At 70.9% G+C, this 16,614-nt stretch carries 12 protein-coding genes; 7 read left to right on the plus strand and 5 right to left on the minus strand.

From position 1 onward, the window contains the following. Positions 1–8 precede the first annotated feature (8 nt). Together ACUKCB_RS26865 and ACUKCB_RS26870 are read right to left on the minus strand one after the other, a co-directional pair. A complete protein-coding gene (locus ACUKCB_RS26865; protein WP_473041154.1) occupies positions 9–2,081 on the minus strand; it encodes a YhgE/Pip family protein in 2,073 nt (690 codons plus the stop codon). A gap of 28 nt (positions 2,082–2,109) precedes the next feature. Further along, positions 2,110–2,889, minus strand: coding sequence for an ATP-binding cassette domain-containing protein (locus tag ACUKCB_RS26870; protein ID WP_473038312.1), 780 nt, complete (start codon positions 2,887–2,889; stop codon positions 2,110–2,112). A 229-nt stretch (positions 2,890–3,118) separates the two neighbouring features. Between ACUKCB_RS26870 and ACUKCB_RS26875 the strand changes: the two genes are divergently transcribed. Beyond that, a complete protein-coding gene (locus ACUKCB_RS26875) occupies positions 3,119–3,958 on the plus strand; it encodes a M23 family metallopeptidase (protein WP_473038313.1) in 840 nt (279 codons plus the stop codon). A gap of 72 nt (positions 3,959–4,030) precedes the next feature. Continuing rightward, entirely contained in the window at positions 4,031–4,792 is a 762-nt protein-coding gene (locus ACUKCB_RS26880; protein WP_473038314.1) for an endonuclease V, read from the plus strand. An 84-nt stretch (positions 4,793–4,876) separates the two neighbouring features. Here ACUKCB_RS26880 and ACUKCB_RS26885 read toward each other — a convergent pair whose 3' ends face one another. Beyond that, positions 4,877–6,316, minus strand: a complete 1,440-nt coding sequence (locus ACUKCB_RS26885) for a GuaB1 family IMP dehydrogenase-related protein (RefSeq protein ID WP_473038315.1) — start codon at positions 6,314–6,316, stop codon at positions 4,877–4,879. A gap of 243 nt (positions 6,317–6,559) precedes the next feature. On the opposite strand from ACUKCB_RS26885, the gene ACUKCB_RS26890 reads away from it, so the two are divergent. Then, on the plus strand, positions 6,560–7,483 hold the full coding sequence (locus ACUKCB_RS26890) for a CDP-alcohol phosphatidyltransferase family protein (RefSeq protein ID WP_473038316.1): 924 nt from the start codon (positions 6,560–6,562) through the stop codon (positions 7,481–7,483). 22 nt (positions 7,484–7,505) lie between these two features. Here ACUKCB_RS26890 and ACUKCB_RS26895 read toward each other — a convergent pair whose 3' ends face one another. After that, positions 7,506–8,669 carry an acyltransferase family protein gene (locus tag ACUKCB_RS26895; protein ID WP_473038317.1) on the minus strand — a complete coding sequence of 388 codons (1,164 nt, stop codon included), beginning with the start codon at positions 8,667–8,669 and terminating at the stop codon, positions 7,506–7,508. Positions 8,670–9,124: 455 nt separating this feature from the next. Here ACUKCB_RS26895 and ACUKCB_RS26900 point away from each other — a divergent pair, with 455 nt between their 5' ends. Both ACUKCB_RS26900 and ACUKCB_RS26905 read left to right on the plus strand, forming a co-directional pair. Next, positions 9,125–11,008 (plus strand): amidohydrolase, encoded by a 1,884-nt coding sequence (locus ACUKCB_RS26900; RefSeq protein ID WP_473038318.1) that lies wholly within the window; start codon positions 9,125–9,127, stop codon positions 11,006–11,008. Positions 11,009–11,050: 42 nt separating this feature from the next. Continuing rightward, positions 11,051–11,818, plus strand: a complete 768-nt coding sequence (locus ACUKCB_RS26905; RefSeq protein WP_473038319.1) for a M48 family metallopeptidase — start codon at positions 11,051–11,053, stop codon at positions 11,816–11,818. Positions 11,819–12,177: 359 nt separating this feature from the next. Here ACUKCB_RS26905 and ACUKCB_RS26910 read toward each other — a convergent pair whose 3' ends face one another. After that, entirely contained in the window at positions 12,178–14,349 is a 2,172-nt protein-coding gene (locus tag ACUKCB_RS26910; protein WP_473038320.1) for an elongation factor G-like protein EF-G2, read from the minus strand. Positions 14,350–14,530: 181 nt separating this feature from the next. On the opposite strand from ACUKCB_RS26910, the gene ACUKCB_RS26915 reads away from it, so the two are divergent. Together ACUKCB_RS26915 and ACUKCB_RS26920 are read left to right on the plus strand one after the other, a co-directional pair. Continuing rightward, positions 14,531–15,790 carry a CPBP family intramembrane glutamic endopeptidase gene (locus ACUKCB_RS26915; protein ID WP_473038321.1) on the plus strand — a complete coding sequence of 420 codons (1,260 nt, stop codon included), beginning with the start codon at positions 14,531–14,533 and terminating at the stop codon, positions 15,788–15,790. A 17-nt stretch (positions 15,791–15,807) separates the two neighbouring features. Continuing rightward, entirely contained in the window at positions 15,808–16,605 is a 798-nt protein-coding gene (locus ACUKCB_RS26920) for an alpha/beta hydrolase (protein ID WP_473038322.1), read from the plus strand. Positions 16,606–16,614: the final 9 nt, after the last annotated feature.

Genomic DNA, 16,614 nt, shown 5'->3' on the forward strand with positions numbered 1-16,614 from the left:
CCCGGGCATCAGATCTTCAGCGCCGGGTAGAGCGTGGACATCGTCCACACCCGTTTGCGCGCCACGGTCAGCCAGGTGAGCAGCAGGGGTACCACCAGCCAGAGCGACATCACCCCGACGGCCTGCCAGACCAGGTCCATGTCGCCTCCGCCGATCAGGTGGCGTACGGCGGTCACCGCCCAGTGCAGGGGTAGGAACGGGCCGATGGCCTGGAAGAACGCCGGACTCGTCTCGATCGGGTAGGTGCCGCCCGCCGACGTGAGCTGGAGTACCAGCAGCGCCAGCGCGACCACCCGGCCCGCAGCGTTGAACTTCACGTTCAGGTACTGCACGGTCGCGGTGAAGGCGGCCGAGGTCAGCAGCAGGAACCCGATGAGCGCCGGCCAGTTCCGGGTGTCCAGCCCCAACCCCAGGTGCAGGACGGCCATCATGACCACCACCTGGGCCCAGCCGAGCAGCAGGGGGACGACCCGTCCGGCCAGGGCGACCCGCCAGGAGGCGGAGGAGGAGGCCAGTGCCCTGCTGGACAGCGCGGGTAGCACCATGAACACCACCATGGCGCCGACCCACAGCGACAGGGGCACGAAGAACGGTGCGAACCCGGTCCCGTAGTTGGGCACCTCGTTGTCCACCTCGCTGTCCAACCGGACCGGCTCACTCATCATGTCGGCGGCGCTGACACGGCCCTCGTCGGAGTAGGTGGGGATCTCCTCGGTCCCCTCGGCCAGCCCTTCGGCGAGCTCGTCGGAGCCCGAGGCCAGGCTGCCCAGCCCTTCGTGGAATTCGCCCGCGCCGTCGCTGATCGTGCCCAGGCCGGTGTCGAGTTCCCCCGCCCCCTCTGCGGCGTCGGCGAGCCCGTCGCGGAGCTCGCCGGAGCCCTCGGCCAGGTCGGCCAGCCCTTCGGCGAGTTCGTCGGCCTGGTCCCGGGCAGCCTCGGCGTCCTCGACCATGTCGGGCAGGTCCTCGGAGAGCGAGGCGGCCTTCTCGCTCAGGTCGGCGGCCGCGGCGGCGGTGTCGTTGATCTCCTGGCGGTTGTCGTTGACGAACCCGGCCACCGACAGCGCGGTGTCCATGGATTCCTGCAGGTCGGTCAACAGGGTGTACAGCTCGGGCTGTTCCTGTTCCAGTTCCGGGTGTTTTGCCAGGTAGTCGTCGAGGCGTCCGTCGACCTCGCTCAACGTGGTGACGTCGATTTCCTCGGGCAGCTCCGCCAGGGCTTCGGAGACCGCGGCGGAGACCGTCGCTGCCGTGGCGGCGCGCTCCTGGATGTCGGGGATGTCCTCCTCCAGCTGGGGCAGCCACTCGTCGGCGAGGTCGTCGAGCCTGTCGACCTTCTCGGACACCCCCTCGGAGGCGGTGGCGGCGCCGTCGGCGATCGTCTTGGACCCCTCATGGAGCTCGTTGATCCCGCTGCTCAGCGAGCCGGCGCCCTCGTGGGCGTCGTCGATCCCCTCGGAGAGATCCCCCGATGTGTCCTCGGCGTCGCCCGCGCCGTCGGCGATCTGGTCGGCCCCCTCCGAGGCCTCCTCCGTCTTTCCGTGGATCTCGTTGAAGCCCAGGAAGATCTGGTCCAGGTAGTCGCTGGTGGCGGAGCCCGCCGCCGCCTCGCGGATCTCCTTGAAGGCGCTTCCGGCGAGCTGGCGCACGATGTAGCTGTTGGAGTCGTTGTAGTTGGCGACCAGCAGCGCGGGGACCGGGTCCTCACGGTCGCGGGAGGGTGAGGTGATGGCTTCGCTGAAGTGGCCCGGGATGGTCAGCGTCACGTAGTACGTACCGTCGCCGAGCCCCGCGGCGGCGGTACGGGCGTCCACGTCGTGCCAGTCGAGGTCGCCGCGGTCCAGGAGGGTTTCGGTGAGCTCGTCGCCGGCGTTGACCTCCTCGCCGTCGACCTCGGCCCCCTCGTCCTCGTTCACGAGGGCGACCGGCAGGTACTCCATCCGGTCGAAGGGGTCCCAGAACGACCAGAGGTACATCCCGGAGTAGAGCAGGGGGATGAGCATGAGGGCCGCGAGCGCCGCGGTGGGCAGCGGCGACCGCAGGAAGGACCGCATGGTGAGCAGGCCGAGCCTGGGGACGGCCATGAAGCGGTAGGCGGGCGCCTTGGGTTTCCTACGCCTGGTCACCGCGCTCACCTCCCCGCGCGCCGGCCTCGTCGGTCACGGTCTCGTCAGCCCCGGCGGCTTCGTCGGTCACGGTCCCGTCCGCGGCGGTCTCCTCCGTGTCGGCCTCGCCCTGTCGGATCCGGAGAGGGCCCTGGGTGTCGGTGTCGGCCACGGCGTCGAGTTGTCGGGCGTCGGCGCAGGTGGCGATCACGGTCAGTCCCTCCTCGGTGAGGTCCTTCAGGGACCGCCACATGTCGGCCTGGTGTTCGCTGCCGAGGCCGCCGTCAACGTTGTCCACCACGAGCAGGCGCGGTTCGCTGACCAGTGCGAGGGCCAGGCCGAGGCGTCGCCGGTCCAGCATCGGGAGCTCCTTGACCAGGGTCCGGCGGTCGAGTTCGGCCAGCCCCGCCGCGGCCATGGCCTGGTCGGCCACGGTGCGCGCGGCGGGCCGGGCCCGCAGCAGGCGGGCTTCGGAGAGGTGCTCCCGTACCCGCAGGCGGTCGTCGAGTGCGTTGACGTCGTCCATCAGCCCGAGCGAGCTGATCCGCCGTACCTTCCGTGCCTGCTCGGGCAAGGTGTAGCCGTCCACGTGCAGGGTGCCCCCGGTGGGTTTCATCCGGCCGGAGAGGGTGAGCAGCAGCGCACTGCGCCCGCCCCCGGAATCGGCCTGGAAGACGGTGAGCGTTCCCGGTCGGGCGGTGAAGTCGACCCCCGTGTAGACGGGGCCCTCCCGGGTGGTGAGTGTGACGCCTTCGGCGTGCACGCGAGCTCCGGTGGCCCGACGCATCCTTGCGGCCTCCCATTTTGAACTGACCAGTCAGTACAAATTTACGTCTCCACGCTACTGCTCCGGGGTGGTGGTACCGGGCGCTCGGGCGTGTGTGCTCCGGCACAGTGCGGAGTTTCGGGGGAAGGGGAGGGGCGGCAGGGTTTTCCGGTGTCCGGCCGGGCTTGTTGCTGTCATTTCGTAATTACGTAATAATTGATGAAGAAGAGATGGCGACCGAAGGGGGCGGGTGGCTGTGGGCAGTGGCGGACCGAGGATGCGCAGGACCGCGCAGGTGCTGCGGAGCCTCTTCGTGTGGGGGCTGGCGGCAGTCCTGGCACTCATCGTCACCGACGCCTTCGTGTCGGTCCCGACCTGGTGGTTCCTGCTGCCGCCGGTGGTGGTCTGCGTGTGGCTGGCGTCCCTGGCGGCCGGATACGCGGCCCGGCCCGCTCACGAACCCGGAGCCGTGGAGGTGGCCCCGCCGGTACGCGGCCGCTGGTCGGCCCTGAACAGCCCCGCGGACCGGGTGCCCAGCCACGGCACACGCGAACTCGGCCAGGCGTACGCGATCGATGTCGTCGCCGAACCCGCGGACGGGAAGCGCCCCGGCGCCGGCTGGTGGCCGCCCATGCGGCCCAACAGCGACTTCCCCGCCTTCGGCCGGCCCCTGTACGCCGTCGCCGACGCCACGGTCGTGGTCGTCTCGGACGGCCAGCGCGACCACCTCAGCCGAAACTCCTACCCAGCCCTGCTCTACCTGGTGTTCGAGGGGATCGTCCGCATGTTCGGCGGTGCCCGCAGGATCGTCGGCAACCACGTGGTCCTGGACCTGGGCGAAGGCGTCCACGCCGTGTACGCCCACCTGCGGAGGGGCTCGGCGGAGGTCTCGGCGGGGGATCGAGTCACCACCGGGCAGCTGATCGGTCGATGCGGGAACTCCGGCAACTCCAGCGAGCCCCACCTGCACTTCCACCTCATGGACCACCCCGACCTCAGCCTCGCCCATGGGATCCCGTTCACCTGGACGGGGGTGGGCGTGCCCGGCGGCCACGAGGTCTTCGACGCGCCCGGACCGGCCCCCCGCTGACGCCTGCGGCCGTCCTAGACTGCGGCTGGAGACCGCACCGGAGATCGCTCGGAACGGGTATCGGGGGAGAACGTGGACGACATCGCGGAACGGGCGGCCAAAGCCCTGGACAACGCGGAGAACTGGCCGGACGACCCGAAGGAGGCCGTGGCCCGTCAGCGCCTGCTGGCCGACCGGGTGCGCACCGAGCCCCTCGACCCGGACTCGGTGCGCTACGTCGCCGGGCTGGACGTCAGCTACGGGGTCGGGGACAAGGAGCTCGCCGCGGCCGCCGTGGTCCTGGACGCGCGCACCCTGGAGGTGGTCGACACCTCCCTGATCGCCGACACCCCGTCCTTCCCCTACATCTCCGGCCTGTTCGGCTTCCGGGAACTACCGCCGGTCCTCAGAGCCATCGAAGGGCTCTCCGTGTCCCCCGACGTCTTCGTCAGCGACGGCTTCGGACTGGCGCACCCCCGCCGGTTCGGGGTCGCCAGCCACCTCGGCGTCCTGATCGACGCACCGGTGATCGGCTCCGCCAAGACCGTGCTCTACGGGAGGAACTCCATGCCCGGTCAGGAGCGCGGCTCGTGGAAGCCCATGGTCGCGGGGCGCTCCGAACTCGTCGAGGACACCGAGCCCCTCGCCGCCCAGGGGGCCGAGGTCATCGGCCGGGTCCTGCGCACCCGGGCCAGGACCAGACCCGTCTACGTCTCCGTGGGCCACCGCGTGGACCTGGCGGGCTCCGCCGAGCTCATCCTGCGGCTGTCACCCAAGTACCGGATCCCCGAACCCATCCGGCACGCGGACCGGCTCTGCGGCCGGTACCGCAAGGAACACGCCGCCGACGGGTAGCGGCCCCGGGAACGGAGTAGTGCCCCCGGTAACGGAGCGGGGGAGGGGCCCGAAGACCCCTCCCCCCACCTCTCCGGGTCCGGACTACCAGCCGTTCTCCACGGGGCGGCCCTCGTTGTACCCGGCGGCGCTCTGCACACCGACCACGGCGCGCTCGTGGAACTCCGCCAGCGACGTGGCGCCCGCGTACGTCATGGAGCTGCGCACACCGGCGATGATCTGGTCGATCAGGTCCTCGACGCCGGGACGCTCCGCGTCCAGGTACATCCGGCCGGTGGAGATGCCCTCCTCGAACAGCGCCTTGCGGGCCCGCTCGAACGGGGAGTCCTCGGAGGTGCGCAGCCGCACCGCGCGGGCCGAGGCCATCCCGAAGCTCTCCTTGTACTGCCGGCCCTGGGCGTCACGCATGACGTCGCCGGGCGACTCGTAGGTGCCCGCGAACCACGAACCGACCATCACGTTGGACGCACCCGCGGCCAGGGCCAGGGCGACGTCCCGCGGGTGCCGCACACCGCCGTCCGCCCACACGTGCCCGCCCAGCTCACGGGCGGCGGCCGCGCACTCCAGAACGGCGGAGAACTGCGGGCGGCCCACCGCGGTCATCATCCGGGTGGTGCACATCGCGCCCGGTCCCACACCGACCTTGACGATGTCGGCCCCGGCCTCGATGAGATCGCGGGTGCCCTGGGCGGTCACGATGTTGCCCGCGACGATCGGCACGTCCGGGGAGAGCGCGCGGACCCTCCCGATCGCCGAGATCATCTTCTCCTGGTGGCCGTGCGCGGTGTCGATCACCAGGGTGTCCACCCCGGCGGCCAACAGCTCGGAGGCCTTGCCCACCACGTCGCCGTTGATGCCCACGGCGGCGGCCACGCGCAGCCGGTTCCGGGAGTCCACGGCCGGCTTGTACAGCGTTGAGCGCAGAGCGCCGGTACGGGTCAGCACACCCACCAGGGCGCCCTCGCCGTCGACGACCGGGGCCAGCCGGTGCCGGAAGTCGTGCAGCGTTCCGAAGGCCTCCTGCGGCTCGGTGCCTGCGGGGATGGTCAGCAGCTCGGTGGACATCACGTCGCGCAACTGCGAGAAGCGGTCCACCCCCGCGCAGTCGGCCTCGGTGACCACGCCGACCGGGCGCCGGTCCCCGTCCACGACGATCACGGCGTTGTGCGCCCGCTTGGGCAGCAGGTTGAGCGCCTCACCGACGGTGCTGGCCGGGTTGAGGGTGATGGCGGTGTCGTAGACCAGGTCGCGCTGCTTGGTCCAGGCGACGACGTCGGAGACGACGTCGATCGGAATGTCCTGCGGGATGACCGCGATGCCGCCGCGGCGGGCGATCGTCTCGGCCATCCGGCGGCCCGCGACCGCGGTCATGTTCGCGACGACCAGCGGCACGGTGGTGCCGGTGCCGTCCGGGGACGACAGGTCGACGCTGAGTCGGGAGCCGACGGCACTGCGGCCCGGGACCATGAACACGTCGCTGTAGGTCAGGTCCTGGCTGGGGACCTGGTCGTTGAGAAAACGCAATGGCTCTACCTCGGTCGAGACCGAAGGGGGTGGACCACTCCGCCGCGTGAGGCACGGGCGGCACCCTGTTGATCCCCCTCTTACCAGTCAAGTATGCCGTCACCGATTAGGTTGGAGGTACCTCCGTCTGGCATGATGATCCGATTCCCGCCCCGACCCGGCCTTCGCCCCTGCCGTAAAACGGTGACCGTCAACCGTGCGCCGTCGGCGTTCGGGGGCGCCGGCCCTCCAGGAGAACACCGCATGTCGCGTTTCACTCTCGCGCAAGTCAAGGAAGAGACCTACAAGGCCAAGGACGCCTGGTGGACGGTCTTCCTGGTAGACCCGCTGGCGGGTCGGCTGGTGGTCTGGACGGCGAACCGGACCAGCATCACACCGAACCAGCTCACCTTGGGCGCCGGTGTGCTGGGGCTGCTGTCCGCGATCTGTTTCGCGGCGCCCGTCTGGGCGGAGGCGACCGGTTGGGCGTGGCTGTTGGCCGGGGCGCTGCTGTTCCACCTGAGCTTCGTCCTGGACTGCATGGACGGCAAGATCGCCCGGCTGAAGGGCACCGGTTCGGTCTTCGGTAGCTGGGTCGACTTCGTCTTCGACCGCATCCGCTTCTTCGGTTGTGTGATGGCCCTCCTGGTGGGCCAGTGGCTGGTCACGGACAACCCCGCCTATCTGCTCGTGGCCCCCGTCGTGGTCTTCTTCGACCTGCTGCGCTACCTCAACGGGGCCCAGGTCGCCAAGACCCGCAAGAGTATGAAGCAGACCCTCGCCGCGGCCTCGGGTGAGACCGAACAACTGCGTGCCGAGGCGCCCGGCGACGCCGACCCCGAGGACGAGGAGACGGTGGACGCCCCGGCGGGTGCGGACGCCCCCGCGTCCAGGGGCCTCTACCCGCGGGTGCGGAACTTCCTCCTCCGGCACCGGGTGCGCCCGCACCTGTTCAGCGGCATCGAGTTCGAGATGTTCCTGTGCGTGCTGGCGCCCGCGACCGTGCTGGTCTCCTTCTTCACCCCGCTGAACAGCCTTGTCATCCCGGTGGCGGTCTTCTCCGTCCTCGCTCTGGCCTTCTTCGAGGTGGTGCTGGTGCTGCGCCTGTGGAAGGAGACCCGCCGCTTCGAGGTGCGCCGTCGCGAACTGTCCACGGCGACCCCGACCGCGGCGGGCGGCGAGAGCTGAGCTGACCGGGGGCTCCCGGGCCCTAGACGGAACCCCTCTCCCGCTCAGCCGCCGTCGTCCACCTCCCGGCCCCGGTCCCCCCGCCGGCGAGACCCTTCTCGTCCTGACGCAGGAACCAGGTCGCCTGCGGCTCGACCGCCCACCGCATGCCCCCGCGCACCCACGGGGTACAGAGCAGCAGGGTCAGCGCCAGGGCCAGGGACACGGTGACGGACAGGCCCACCGGGCCGGACACCACGTCGTACCAGGGGGTGTTCTTCAACAGGAGGAGGAACACCGAGTGGCCCAGGTACACGAACAGGGTGTAGGCGCCCAACGACGTGTACCAGGTCCGCCGCTTCGGAGTGAGCGCCAGCATCGCGATGGTCATGACCAGGGCCAAGCCCATGAAGGCCAGCCGGATGCCGATGCTCGGCAGCAGCGGGTCGATGTCGCGGTCGGTGAGGCTGGCCCGCCAGAACAGCCAGTCCCGGCTCAGGCGGTTCGAGATCGGTACCGCCAGGAGCGCGGTGACGCCCAGGACCAGCACCGAGCAGAGGCGGACCCACAACCGGTCCAGGTACGCGAAGTGTTCGCGGCGCAGGCTCAGCCCCAGCACGAAGAAGGGCAGGAAGCTGACGACGCGCCCCATCGACAGGGTCTCCCCCAGGGTGGAGGTGGCTCCGAACACGGAGACGGCCACCGCGATCGCCACCGGCCAGCGAAGCCGCTGCCACACCGGCACGCTCAGGCGCCAGAGGAACAGGGCGACCAGGAACCACAGGGTCCAGGTCGGTTGGAGCACCGACAGGGTGTCCGGCAGGCCGCCGCGCTGGACCGTGTAGATGGCCTGGTGCGCGGTCCAGAAGAGGAGATAGGGCACACCCAGTGACAGGACCAGTTTCTCCACCCGGTTCGACGAGGCGTCGAAGGACCGGGACAGGTAGCCGCTGATCAGGATGAACGCGGGCATGTGGAAGAAGTAGATCCAGTAGTAGAGGGCACCGGCGGGCCCGTGGTCGGTGAGCGGCTGGATCGCGTGACCGACGACGACCAACGCGATGAGGATGAACTTGGCGTTGTCCAGACGGGCGTCGCGACCCGGCGGCCGTGCTGTCGCATCGGACCGTCCTTCGGAGGTCCGGGCGGTCGCGCCGGGCCCGTCATCCGGAGGACGGGGCGCCTGACTGGTTGCGGATGAGGCCACTGGGGTCTCCGAGGTCGCGGATTTCTGGGGCTTGGACGTCGGTCCGGCGGCCTCCGCGTGCGGGACGCGGGGCCGTTCGACCGGGTCGGAGCCGGTATGCCGAGGGCCCGGTGCCGCGTGGCGCGCGAGGGGGCACCGAGCGTCTCACTTCGGCAAACACGGTTCCGTTACATTACTGAGACATGCTGCGGTATGCCAGTGGTTCGCACGAATCAGGTAAAAGTCCACGAGGTGTACTCGGATCCGGGAAGCGGTTCGTGCGCGGGATCGCGGGTCACCGAAGGGGACAGATCATGGCTTACCGTGTTCAGACCATAACCCACGGGTTCCATCGCGGGCACCCCCGCACGAACACGGCGGTGTGAAGCGTCGGCGGTCGCGCCGATAGGCTGCCCCCAGGCGGCTGACCCCCTTTCAGTCCTTTCAGTGCCCGCCAGTCGAGAACGAAGAAGGCGGTGGAAACCGTGCCGCACGCGGTGGATCCCAACCGTGCAGCCCAGCACGGGAGTGTGGTCATGCGACTCCTCGACGAGCTCTTCCCGCTCGTCGAGGGGGTCTACGTCGACCTACACAAGAACCCGGAGCTCTCCCACTCCGAACAGCGCACCGCCAGCGTTGTCGCGGAATGGCTGAACCGAACCGGCTACGAGGTCCACAAGGGCGTCGGAGGCACCGGCGTGGTCGGTATCCTCCGCAACGGCCCCGGTCCCACGGTGATGCTCCGCGCGGACATGGACGCCCTCCCCCTGGAGGAGAAGACCGGGCTGCCCTACGCCAGCACGGCGCGCGCCCTGGACGCCGACGGCGTCGAAGTCCCCGTCATGCACGCCTGCGGCCACGACGCGCACACCGCGTGCCTGGTCGGGGTCGCCGACCTGCTCTCGGAGACACGCGAGGAGTGGGCGGGAACCGTCATGGTCGTGGCCCAGCCGGGCGAGGAAACCCTCGACGGCGCCCAGCGGATGATCGACGACGGCCTGTTCGACCGCTTCGGCCGTCCCGACGTCGTCCTCGGCCAGCACCTGGGCCCGCAGCCCGCCGGACTCATCTCCCACCGGGCCGGGATCATCCTCGGTTCCTCCAGCTCCTACCGGGTGCGGATCTTCGGCGAGGGCGGCCACGCCTCCCAGCCGCACACCACCGTCGATCCGGTGCTCATCGCCGCGAACATCGTCACCCGGCTGCAGGGCGTCGTCTCGCGCGAGATCAGCCCGAGCGAGATGGCCGTGCTCACGGTCGGCAGGATCCAGGCGGGCACCAAGGCCAACATCATCCCGGACGAGGCGTACCTGGAGATCAACACCAGGGCCCTCAACGACAACGTCGCGGCCCAGCTGGAACAGGCCATCGAGCGCGTCGTGCGCGCCGAGGCCGCGGCCTCCGGCGCCGGCCGCGAACCACAGGTCGAGCGCTTCCAGGGCAGCGGGGTCACCCACAACGACCCCGCCAGCACCGCCGACGTGGCGGCGGCCCACCATGCGTACTTCGGTGACGAATACGTCATCCACCTGCCGGACCCGTCCCCGTCGACCGAAGACTTCTGCCGCTACGGTCTGCCCGGCGACCCGCAGCCCATCCCCTACGTGTTCTGGTTCGTCGGTGCCACCCCGCACGACGTCTGGGAGTCGGCGCCCGGCGACACGCCCTACGAGAAGATGGGCAACGTCCCGAGCAACCACTCGCCGTTCTTCTCACCCGACCGCGAACCCACACTGCGGGCGGGGCTCGCCGCGCTGACCGTCGCCGCCCTCTCCTATCTGGGCAGCGACAACCCACAGCCCTCCGTTCTGGACCAGGCCTCCGCCGCCCCGACGGGCTCCGCCTTCCCCGGTCCGGCACCCGCCGGGACCGCGGACCCGCGCGGTCACACCGAGCCGGGCGCGAGCCTCGACGGCTTCGACGGTTCCGACCGCCCGCTGGACACGCCACCGCAGGCGGAGGCCCCCGCACCGTTCGACCCGCTCTCGGACCCCCTGACCGGGCCGCGTCCCCCGGAGCCGGGATTCTCGGACAGGGCCAACGACGCCTACGACAGCGCGTTCCTGGCTTCCTCCTGGCCGGAGGACCCCGCCAAGTCCACCCACGACACCGACATGGACTCGGTGATGGGGGCACAGGACCAGGAAATCCGCGACGAATGGCGCAGCGAGAAGGCCGAGGAGTCGACCCTGTCCGCGGACATGGCCTCGATCCTGGACGAGGACGAGACGCCCGCGCCGCCCCCCGGTCCGCCCGCAGGGCCCTCCTACGGGGGTCCCCCGCCCACGGGCAGCGCGCACAACGCCCCGCCGCCCCCCGGCCCCGACGACGACCTGCCCGACTCCCAGTACCGGCTCTGACCGAGCGTGGGGGTCGTCCCGTGCCAATGGGGTGACCCCCACGTGCGCCGCACCCTGCGGCACCGCCGGGAGAACATCCTCCTGGCCGGTTGTGTCGCCGTCACGGTGCTGGCGGTCGTGGGCGCCGTCAGCCGGGCCCTGTCCGGTGACCCCAACGAGCCACTACTGCTCCTCAGCATCCCCGCACTGGTCTACTTCGTGCGCGGGCAGCTCTACGCCCGCCAGCGCGTGAACGGGGTGCGTATCACCGAGGCCCAGTTCCCGGAGGCGCACCGGATGGTCGCCGAAGCCGCCGCGCACTTCGGGATGAGACGGACCCCGGAGGCCTACATCGTCCTGGGCAACGGCGTCATCAACGCCTTCGCCTCCGGGCACGGTTTCCGCCGGTACGTGGCCATCCACAGCGACCTGTTCGAGGTCGGCGGCCGACTGGGCGACCCCGACGCCCTACGGTTCGTCATCGGCCACGAGGTCGGCCACATCGCGGCGGGCCACACCTCGTTCTGGCGGCAGTTCGCCATATCCATCGCCCAGGTGATCCCCGGGGTGGGCAGCACACTGGGACGTGCCCAGGAATACACCGCCGACAACCACGCCTACGACTTCTGTCCCGAGGGCGTGCAGGGGATGCGGGTACTGGCCGCAGGCAAGTACCTCTACCCGGCCGTGGACTTCGACGACATCGCCGCGCGCGCCCACACCGACACCGGCTTCTTCGTGCTGCTGGTCAACCTCCTGTCCAGCCACCCCGTCAACACCTTCCGGTTCGCGGCCCTGGCCGACCGCACCCGGCCGGGGCGGGTCCTGTGAGGGGCGGGGAGTGCTTTCCGCTGCTTCCGGAAGCGCCCCAACCGCGGTGATCTTGCTACCAGGGGCTACTTCGGCGCCGAAGTAGCCCCTGGTAGCAAGATCACCGCGAAAGAGGGGCGCGTCCCCCGCGGTCGGGGTGGGTGCCACCAACCTCATAGCTGTGCAACGGCTAGGGACGATGCCTGTTACCAACCCGAGCAAGCAAGCTCCCCATGGAGATCGCGCGAGTCCCGAGCCGTTCACAAGACCCCGTGTGGGTCGGCCGGTCGGCGGGTGAACGCCGGAGAGATACCGGGACGTGCGTCCTCTACCCAGACAGTGCGGCCCGCCGATCGCCCGCCCTGCACGGGGCCCGCCGGCTAGGCCGTGCCGCGGGCCCTGGCCATCCGGTGTCCCACGTGTTCCGGCAGCCGCTCGTGGCGCAGGTAGTCGCGGGTGAACACCCCGGTCCCGTGCGAAACGGATCGCAGCTCGACGGCGTAGCGCACAATCTCCAGTTCGGGCACCTCCGCGCGGATCACGACCCGGCCGCCCGCCACCGCCTCGGTGCCCACCACCCGGCCGCGCCGGGCCGAGATGTCGCTCAGGACCGCGCCCAGGAAGGCGTCGTCGACCTCCACGGCCACGGTGTCCACCGGCTCCAGGACGGCCAGCTCCGAGGCGGAGGCGGCGTCGCGCAGCGCGAGCCGACCGGCCTTCTGGAAGGCCATGTCGGAGGAGTCCACCGAGTGTGCCCTGCCGTCGTACAGGGTGACGCGCAGGTCCACCAGCGGGTGACCGTCATCCACGCCGTCGGCCATCTGGGCGCGGATCCCCTTCTCCACCGAGGGGACGTACTGGCGGGGGACCACACCGCCGACGATCCGGTCGACGAACTCCAGACCGGCCCCGGACTCCAACGGCTCCACCCTGATCCGGCACACCCCGAACTCGCCGTGCCCGCCGCTCTGCTTGACGTTGCGGCCCATGCCCTGGCCGGGGACGGTGAAGGTCTCCCGCAGCGGGATCCTGACCTCCTCGGTCCGCACCCGCACCCCGTAGCGGTGCTCCAGGCGGTCCAGCGCCACCTCCAGGTGAGCCTCTCCCAGGCTCCACAGGACCATCTGGTGGGTCTCCGGGTTGACCCGGACCCGCAGTGACGGGTCCTCCGCGAGGAGTCGGGAGACCGCCTGGGAGAGCTTGTCCTCGTCGGAGGCGGAGGCCGCGGAGACGGCCACCGGCAGCATCGGGTCGGGAAACCGCCAGGGCGACACCCGGAGCGGGAGTTCGGGCGCGGACAGGGTGTCGCCGGTCCGCGCGGCGGGCAGCTTCGACACCAGGCACAGGTCGCCGGCGATCACCTCGCCGACCGGGCCGGTCCGGCGGCCGAGCGGCACCGACAGTGAACCCGACCGCTCGTCGTCGCCGGTCCGGTCGAGCTCCTCGGCATTGCCCAGCCCGGTGCGCACCCCGTGGCCGTGCAGGTGGACGCCGGTGTCGGGGGCCAGTGTCCCGGAGAAGACCCGCACCAGGCTGATCCGGCCCACGTAGGGGTCGCTGGTGGTGCTGAGGACCTCGGCGACCAGCGGCCCGTCCGGATTGCAGGACAGGCCCTCGACGGGGCGTCCGTCGGGTCGGGACACCGAGGGGAACGGGCGCCGGGTCGGGTCCGGGCAGGAGAGCGGGAGTTCGCGGAGCAGCTCACGCACGCCCACGCCCCGGGTCGGGCTGGTCGCCAGCACCGGGTGGAAGCCGCCCGCGGCCACCGCCTTCTTGAGGTCCTCGATGAGCAGGTCGGGGTCGAGTTCGCCGCCCGCCATGTAGCGGTCCATGAGGGCCTCGTCCTCGCTCTCGGTGATGACCTCCTCGATGAGGGTCTCCCGCAGCGGCCCGGCCTGTTCGCGCAGCCACTCGGGGGCCGGGCGCGAAGAAGGGGCGGCCCCCGGCCCGCCCCCGTCGGAGTAGTCGTAGTAGCGCTCCGAGACCAGGCCCCAGAGCCCCACCAGCTCGCGTTGGTCGCCCGACCCCTCCACGGCGGGCACGTAGGCGGCGTGTACCCCGGGGCCGAAGGCCTCCTGGCACTGCCCGACCACCTCGTCGAAATCGGCCCGGGGGTGGTCGACCTTGGTGACGGCCACCGCGCGGGGCATCCCCACGGCGGCACACTCCTCCCACAGCATCCGGGTGCGCCCGTCCACCCCGTCCAGGGCGGAGACCACGAACAGGGCGGCATCGGCACCGCGCAGCCCCGCCCGCATCGCCCCGACGAAGTCGGCGTAACCGGGGGTGTCCAGCAGGTTGACCTTGACGTCGCCGACCATCACCGGGTTGACGGTCAGGTGCACGGATCGCCTCTGGCGGATCTCGATCTCGTCGTGATCGCTGACGGTGGTGCCCTCCTCCACGCTGCCGGGGCGTTTGATCTCCCCGGCGGCGTGGAGCAGAGCCTCGACCAGGGTCGTCTTCCCGGCGCCGGTCGGTCCGACCAGCGCGACGTTGCGGATGTTCTGGGGCCTGTCGGCCCTGGGCACGGCTACGGCTCGGTCTACCATCCCTGCTACCCAGCCCTTCGGGGTCCGAGCGGTGGTCGACCAGGACCACCAAAAGTGTGACCTGTGACACTCTCTACGGTCGCCTGTTCCGGGCCCGACCACAAGAGGTCATCGGTCGGACATCGTCGGAGGGCACCATCTGAGTGCCTATGAACCGACTTGTTCTTCTAGGCTGTTGCCCGTGCCATGGTCGGAGAGTCTTCCTCAATTCAGTCTCGCCGGGACCCTTCTGACGGTCCTGCTGCTGTTCTTCGCGGCGTTCGGCGAGCCCTTGCTCGGACGCCGCGCGTTCACGTGGCTGTCCCACCGCCGGGACGGTGACGAGCGCGCCCTCGGGCTGCTGTACGCCGTCACGATGGCGGTCCACGTCCTGTGGGGACTGCTGGTCCTCGTGGTCCTGCTGCTCTCGCCCGAGCTGAACCTGGTCGACCTGGGCCTGCGCACCCCGGACGCGTTCGCTCCGATCGTGGGCGCCGCAGCCGGCGGACTCCTCGCGCTGGCCGCGTTCTGGGTGCTGGTCAACGGCCTGCCCGCCAGGGACCGCATCCCCTTCCTGGGCAGGCTGCCCGGGCGCGCTGCGGCCAGGGGGGCCGAGGTCGGGCAGGGCCGGCCGGGCCGCCGCGGACGCCGCGCGAGCGGTCACCGGGGGCGCCGGGGCGCGGGAAGGCCGACGAGCCTGCCCGAGCCCGGTCACCAGCAGTACCTCCTGCTGCCGCGCACCCGCAGGGAACAGGGCCTGGCCGCGGGGATGGCGGTCACCGGGGGCTTGTTCGGTGAACTCCTCTACCGGGGCCTGTTCATCACCCTGGTCGCCAGCATGGGCGTCCCGCTCTGGTCCGCCGCCGTGCTGTCGATCCTGCTCTTCTCCGTCGCCCACGCCTACCAGGGCTGGTGGGGGCTGCTCAGCGCGGGTTTCTCCGGGACCCTGTTCACCGTCCTGTACCTGGGCACGGGGAGCCTGGTCGTCCCGGTCCTCGTCCACGTGGCCCTGAACCTGCGCTCGGTGGCCTTCCCGCCCGCCTCGGAACGCCGGGCCGCGGAGGACGCCGCCCACCACGACTATGACGACGACGGCCCCTACCAGGACGGCCCCTACGAGGACGCCCTCTACGACGACGGGTACGGGTACGACGAGTACGGGTCCGAGGAGCAGGGGTACGGTCGGACCGGAGAGTTCGAGGCGGCCGGGGTCGGGGAGGAGCCGCCGGGGACACCCGCGCCGTACCCGCAGGCCCCGCCCACCGGCACACCCGCCTTCGGGACACCTGCCTTCGGGACGCCCGCCCCCCAGCAACAGGATCCGCGGGCCCACCTGCCCGTACCGCCCGCGGGGCCCTCGGGCCAGTATCCGCCGGCGCCGCCCGCGTACGGTTCCGGCGATCCCCGGTACCACCGGCCCGAGGGCGACACACCGGGGCCGGGCGTCCCCTACCGGAACTGATCGTGCACGATGGAGTGGTGTCCGACGCCATCGACCACTCCATCGCACAGCCCGAGGAGAACCGTTTCTGGCTGACCACCTCGGACGGGGTGGGGATCGACGCCGTGCTGCTGCGCCGTGCCGAGTCCCGCACCACCGCGGTGGTTGTGGCCAACGGTTTCACCGGTACCTACCGAAGTCCGCACACACGCGCCATCGCCGAGGAACTGCTGCCCGTCGGCGATGTGATGACCTTCGACTTCCGGGGCCACCACGGTTCCGGCGGCCGCAGCACCGTCGGCAACGCCGAGATCCACGACCTGGAGGCGGTGGTGAACCGCCTGCGTGAACTCGGTTACACGCACATCGCCGTGGTGGGTTTCTCGATGGGCGCGGCGGTCGCCGTCCGGCACGCCGCCATCTACGGCGGAACCTGTGCGGTGGTGTCCGTGAGCGGGCCCAGCCGCTGGTACTACCAGGGCACCCGGGCGATGCGCCTGCTCCACCTGGGGATCGGTAGGACGCTCGGCCGTGCCTTCCTGAAGCGCTTCCGCAAGGTCCGCGTCACCGACCAGCGCTGGAACCCCACCCCGGCCGAGCCCCGTGAGGTCGCGGGGAAGATCTCACCCGCGCCGCTTCTGGTCGTGCACGGCGACGCCGACAGCTACTTCCCGGTGGCGCACGCCACCGCCATCCACGACGCCGCACGCGAACCCAAGGAGCTGTGGATCATCCCCGGGATGGGCCACGCGGAGCGGGCGGTCACCCCCGAGCTGACAGTCCGGCTGCGCCGGTGGATCGGCGAGCGGCTGCCCCCGCGGGAGCAGCCCCGGTAACCGGCCCCG

The organism is Nocardiopsis moroccensis (assembly GCF_055763695.1).